The sequence below is a fragment of the Protofrankia sp. CiP1_Cm_nod3 genome, from assembly GCF_982290655.1.
Genome location: NZ_CEVIVD010000246.1, coordinates 1 through 798, shown reverse-complemented (window position 1 = coordinate 798; position 798 = coordinate 1).

The following is a 798-nucleotide window of genomic DNA, read 5'->3' as shown; positions in this document are numbered from 1 at the left end:
CCCCTCCAGGGTGTCCGGCCGCCTCGTGACGCCCGGGCGCCCTGACGGCTCGGGCGCCCTGACCGGGCCCTCGACATGCACCGGCCGCGACATCCGTAATTCCCCATTCCCCGCGCCCGGCTTCCGCGTTGCCCGAAGGTGTCGTCCAATATTGTTCTACATTGTCTTGTGTTGTTCAAAGTTGTTTGAAATTATTTGGTGCTGTTCGGCTCGGCACCATGTGGCCGAATCCGAAACGACTCGCCGCCCCGGACAAGTACCCCGCGACGGCGACGTCCCTCCCCGGGTTCCGGCTGAACCAGGGTTTTGCCCGAAACGCTGTCCAGCTGGGCCCGCGCGCGGCTGGGCCCGACAACGGGCCCAGCGTCCGGACGAGCGCTCTCCGACGGCGCTGCCACCCATCCGGCTGACGAGCGAACTCACCATCGCCGACGGCGAGCCATCCGGCGGGACCGCTCTTCACGCCAACAGGCCACTCTTCACGCCAACAGGCCACACCGCGACGAACGGGCTGTTGCCGTCGGGCCAGCCGGCGGCAGTGTGACCGTGTGCCCCGACGAACGCGGCATTACCCGATGGGCGCACCGCCGGCGCAGACTGGTGGGTATGCGGGGTCTACTGGTGATCGGGCACGGCTCACGGCGGGACGAGGCGAACGCGACCGTCCGCGAGGTCGCTCGCCTGCTCACCACATCCGGCTGGGCCACCCGCGCCACACCCCCCGTACCCGGTACCACACCCGCTGCACCCAGCGCCACACCCCCCGTACCCGGCGCCACACCCGCTGGGCCCGGCGCC